The sequence below is a fragment of the Mesorhizobium sp. M1E.F.Ca.ET.041.01.1.1 genome, from assembly GCF_003997355.1.
Classification (GTDB): domain Bacteria; phylum Pseudomonadota; class Alphaproteobacteria; order Rhizobiales; family Rhizobiaceae; genus Mesorhizobium.
In genome coordinates this window covers 1-4,710 of the sequence record NZ_RZSL01000488.1, presented here as the reverse complement: position 1 = coordinate 4,710, position 4,710 = coordinate 1, and the positions used below count along the sequence as shown (strand labels likewise).

At 60.9% G+C, this 4,710-nt stretch carries 3 protein-coding genes; all 3 read right to left on the bottom strand.

The window, feature by feature from the left end:
* Nucleotides 1–188 precede the first annotated feature (188 nt).
* Entirely contained in the window at nt 189–2,069 is a 1,881-nt protein-coding gene (locus EOA38_RS28480) for a nucleoside-diphosphate sugar epimerase/dehydratase (RefSeq protein ID WP_127300798.1), read from the bottom strand.
* Between the two features lie 644 nt (nt 2,070–2,713).
* A complete protein-coding gene (locus EOA38_RS28475; protein ID WP_127300797.1) occupies nt 2,714–3,484 on the bottom strand; it encodes an SDR family oxidoreductase in 771 nt (256 codons plus the stop codon).
* Nucleotides 3,485–3,497: 13 nt separating this feature from the next.
* The gene (locus EOA38_RS28470) at nt 3,498–4,493 is read right to left on the bottom strand and encodes an ABC transporter permease (protein WP_127300796.1); all 996 of its coding nucleotides are present in this window, start codon (nt 4,491–4,493) and stop codon (nt 3,498–3,500) included.
* Nucleotides 4,494–4,710: the final 217 nt, after the last annotated feature.

Sequence of the window (4,710 nt, the reverse complement as noted above, 5' to 3'; positions counted from 1 at the left end):
GACCGTAGCGTCTACCTCGAATCTATCCCGAACGCGCTTGGCAAAGAAGAAAACCTGCAACGCGTTGCACAGCGCCGCTGCCGAAGCCAGCAAGAAAGGTCCTCCGACCAAAATCCCGATACAGTCACAGTTGCCACCCCCCACGCCACCTGCTGTCTGACGATCCGCCGGTGTCCGGTAGGTGGCGTTCATTGCCGTAACGAGCGCGCTCTGCTCATTGTCAGGTGGATATCAGGTCCCGCGGTGAACTCCGGTACGGTCGATTGGAGAAGTCGTAGCGCGCCCTCCACATCCAGATCGTCTACCATGCGCTGCATCTCATCGAAGATACGCACGATCACCGCCCGCTCAATCGATCGTGCGGACGCTGCCAGGATTCCCGGCGAGCCAGTCTCGCTCAGTGTTTCGCTACGGTCGAACAATTCCTCGTAGAGTTTCTCTCCGGGGCGCAGCCCGGTGTAAGCGATTTCAATGTCAGTGTCCGGCCGGCGCCCTGAGAGACGAATGAGGTTCCTCGCGAGATCGGCGATCTTCACGGGTGACCCCATATTGAGGACAAAGATCCGGCCTCGCTCATCAATCTTGTCCGGCTCATGAGCCGCCGCCTGCAGGACCAAAAGACATGCTTCCGGGATCGTCATGAAAAAGCGAACGATCTCCGGATGGGTCACTGTTACAGGCCCGCCGGCCTTTATCTGCTGTTCAAAGAGGGGAACCACCGATCCGGCTGATCCCAATACGTTGCCGAAGCGAACGGTCATGAAGCGCGTGGTGCACGTCTTCTGGTCGAGATCCATTGCCTGGCAATACATTTCCGCCATTCGTTTCGTGGCACCCATAACGTTTGCCGGGTTCACAGCCTTGTCAGTCGACACCATGATCATCTTGGAGACTTTCCAGCGAAGCGCGGCGTCGGCTACATTCCGGGTACCGATGGCATTTGTGAAAATGCCTTCGATCGGTTGCGCTTCGACCATCGGCACGTGCTTCAAAGCAGCTGCATGGAAGATCAGATGTGGCGCATGGGTTTCTACGACGTTGCTAATCGCATCCCTCTCACGCACGTTGCAAAGCACGGCGTCGATCCGCGTGTCAGGGCGCTTTTGGGTCAGCTCGGATTTGATGCAGTAGAGCGCATACTCGTTGGCGTCCACCAGAACGAGGCTTAGAGGGCTCAGCTCCGCCACCTGCCGCGCCAACTCGGACCCGATTGAACCGCCCGCTCCAGTGATCATTACGTTCTTGCCGCCAATCATGGCGGCAATCTTGCGCGTGTCCAACTTGACGGGCGCGCGCTGCAGAAGATCCTCCAACTTTATCGGGGTAAGTTCGATCTCCGCGTCGATGCTCTTCATATCGAGCAGGTTTGGGAGCATCAGCAACTCGAGCTTTTGCTGTGCCGCGATCTCCACCAGCTCCTCGAGACTGGCATACTGCCGAAATTCATCGCGCGATCGAGTGAGGATTATTGCCTCGGCCCGGCGCCCCCGCGCCTCGAACCGGTCCAATATCTGAGGGAGTTTGTCCAGTGGACCCACGACTGGTATGCCTCGGATGGCTCGCCCGGTTCTGCGGCCGCGCTCGTCGACGATCGCAAGCACGTTGACAGAGGCACTTTGCCTCTCCTTGATCGTCCTTATGAAGGCCTCGGCATTGTCGGCGGCGCCGATCAGCAGAACGTTCCTGCCAGCTCCTCGGGCTGCTTTTCCCCTGCTCACATCGTGTCGGTTGCGATAAACCCGGTATGCGGCGCGCGGCCCGGCCAAAAGCACGATCGTGAAGGCCCAAGCGATGAGGATCGAGGAACGCGGAATTGAGTTCAGTCGATTGATCAGAAACTCGGCAACCGTGAAAATTGCGAGAGATGCAGTAGCGACACCCGCAATCGCCAGAAAATCGGATAGCGACGCATAGCGCCATATGCCGCGATTGAGCCCAAGGAAGAAACCCGTGATGCTCACTATAATTCCGAAGAATGTCGCGGCGGCGAGGTATCCCCACGAGTTCTGAGAGAAGCCGATGACATCCAGCCGCAATGCGAAAGAAAGCAACAGTGCGATGGCGCCCATAAGGCCATCGTGCACCAGAGCCAAGCCCCGCAATGTTATCAGCCGGGAGATGACTCGGGGCCCCTTGCGGCTGATGTCCGAATGAACGACTTCTGAACGTTCTCGTCCGGCGGATGGCACTAGGCTAAACCTTGAAGATTTGACGGTTCCGTTCCTTCTGGAGCGATAGCCGGGAGGTCGAAGCCTTTTGCCTGATGTGATTCGGTGGCAACGGCTCTCGCGTCTGCCTCAACGATTGGATCGCCAATAGCCCGCAGGTCGGTTCCATTTGAACCAAATTGCCCTGAGGTTCTTGTTACCCAAATCATAGGCCGCCGCTGCTGAAATCAGCACATCGAAGTCTGTATCGCAGATGGCTTGATTGTCCAATACTTCTTTGTGGAGTGCACTGCGAGGATGATCGGGTTGTCCGGGGTGCATTTCAACTGTGTCGGGTAGTCGGCGAATCGGCTGCATATTAGAAGTATATGATCTAATCGGATTGCGCCCAACCGTTGGTGCAACGAAGGCTTGCAGGATCCGCTGCGCAAGGTATCTGGCGAGCGGAGCGTTTCCCATCGGGCGGCCCAGGTGTCCCGTCGTCGCCTGTGGCGCCCCGCGCGGCTGCACAGACGTGCTGGAAGTCAGTTGGCCGCCGCGGCACCTCACGGCGGCGTCAGCCGGAAATCCTGACCCTCGGGCAGAAGCTGGCCGCCGTCGACGACGATGGTCGTGCCGGTGATGTAGCTGGCGTCGTCCGAGGCCAAAAACAGGAAGGCGTTGGCGACGTCGCGCGGCGTGCCGAGGCGTCCGAGCGGCACAGCGTTCTCCATGCTCTTGATGAAGGCGGCATCGCGATGAAGCTTCATGCCTTCGGTCAGGATGTTGCCGGGTTCGACGCCGTTGACGGTGATGCCGTAGCCGGAAAACTCGAGCGCGGCGGCGCGGATGAGGCCGTTGATGCCGGCCTTGCTCGCCGAATAGTGACCGTGGCCGGGGCTGCTTACCTGCGGGCCGGTGATGGAAGAGGTGAAGAGCATGCGGCCGCTGCGCTGCGCCTTCATCGGCGCAAGTGCTGCGCGGGCAGCGTTGAAGCTGCCGCGCAGGTTCACCGCCATGACGCGGTCCCAGTCCTCCGGGCTGGTGTTCTCGATGAGCTGCCAGGGATAGATGCCGGCGTTCTGGACGATGATGTCGAGGCGGCCGTGGCGTTTGAGCGCCAATGCGACGACGGCTTCCGCATCGGCCATCTTCGAAATGTCGGTGTGGATGAAGGCGGCGTCCAACTCGTCGGCGCTCGCCTTACCGGCTTCGGCCTCGCTGTCGGCAAGCACCAGCTTGGCGCCTTCTTCAGCGAAGCGCTGGGCTATGCCCTTGCCGATGCCGCGCGCGGCGCCGACGATCGCCGCCACCTTGCCTTCGATGCGTCCTGTCATGCGAGCCGTCCTGTCATGCGAGTCTTTGGCGAATGGTTTGCTTGAAAGCGTCGAGCAGCACGGCCGCCAGCACCAGGAGGCCATGGATGACCTGGGTGAAATTGGCCGGCAGGCCCATCAGGTTGATGGCGGTGTTGATGGCCGACAGAAGCAGCACGCCGGCATAGACGCCGGGCAGAGTGCCGACGCCACCCTTCAGGCTTACGCCGCCGATGACGACGGCGGCGAAGGCATTGAAGAGCAGGCCGACGCCGAGATTGGCAGTGGCGCCGGAGGTGCGGATGGCAAGCAGCCAGCCGGCCAGCCCGGCGATGGCGCCGGCAAGCACAAAGGCGACGATCAGGTTGCGGTTGACGCGGATGCCGGCGCGGAAGGTCGCGGTCTCGTTGCCGCCGATCATCACCAGATGCCGGCCGAACGGCGTCTTGGCCAGGATCAGCGAGAAGACCACGAAGCAGCCGACCGCGATCCAGGCGGTCAGCGGCAAGCCGGCGAGCCGCTGGATGCCGAACCATCGGATGGCGGGCGCCAGATCCTGCGCCGAGCGTCCGCCTGAGATCACCAGCACGAGACCGCGCACCCAGATATAGGAGGCCAGTGTGATGATGAAGGCGCTCATCTTCAGCCTGACGATGAGGAAGCCGTTGATGACGCCGATGATGGCGCCGACGGCAAGCGCGATGGCGAGCGACACCGGCACCATCAGCCAGTCCGGATGCAACTGCACGCCCTGGCCGATGCCTGACGAGCAGAACATGATGCCGACCGCCATGGCGCTGAGCGCGGCGACCGATTCGACCGACAGGTCCATGTGGCCGGCAATGATCACCAGCGCCAGGCCGATCGACATGACGCCGAGCACGCTCGAAGCCTCGATGATGTTGGCGAAAATGCCGAGCTGGAAGTAGTTCGGAACGAGAACGGAAAAGACCGCCAGCACGAAGACCAGCATGAACCAGACGAGATTGTCGAGCACGAGCTCGAGAGCATGGCGAGTGCGGGGGTTCATGAGCTGGTCCGGTTGGCGCGCAGGTTTTAAGGGCGTTGCAGCGTCTGGTGCGCTTTTGTGCGCACACGCGCTGCTTTTGAGATCGCTCCGGGCTGGTTTGGCCCGGAGCGATCTCGCGGTTACTCGATCGGTTTCACGGTTTCCGTCGGCGGCTTCTGGTTGCCCCAGAAGGCGGGATTGTCGACGTTGTCCTTGGTGATCGCCGCGCCTGGGATCT

Bases quoted from the DNA above. Each gene is read 5' to 3' on its own strand.
- EOA38_RS28480 (WP_127300798.1), bottom strand. From the start codon at position 2,069: ATGGGCGCCATCGCACTGTTGCTTTCTTTCGCATTGCGGCTGGATGTC.
- EOA38_RS28475 (WP_127300797.1), bottom strand. From the start codon at position 3,484: ATGACAGGACGCATCGAAGGCAAGGTGGCGGCGATCGTCGGCGCCGCG.
- EOA38_RS28470 (WP_127300796.1), bottom strand. From the start codon at position 4,493: ATGAACCCCCGCACTCGCCATGCTCTCGAGCTCGTGCTCGACAATCTC.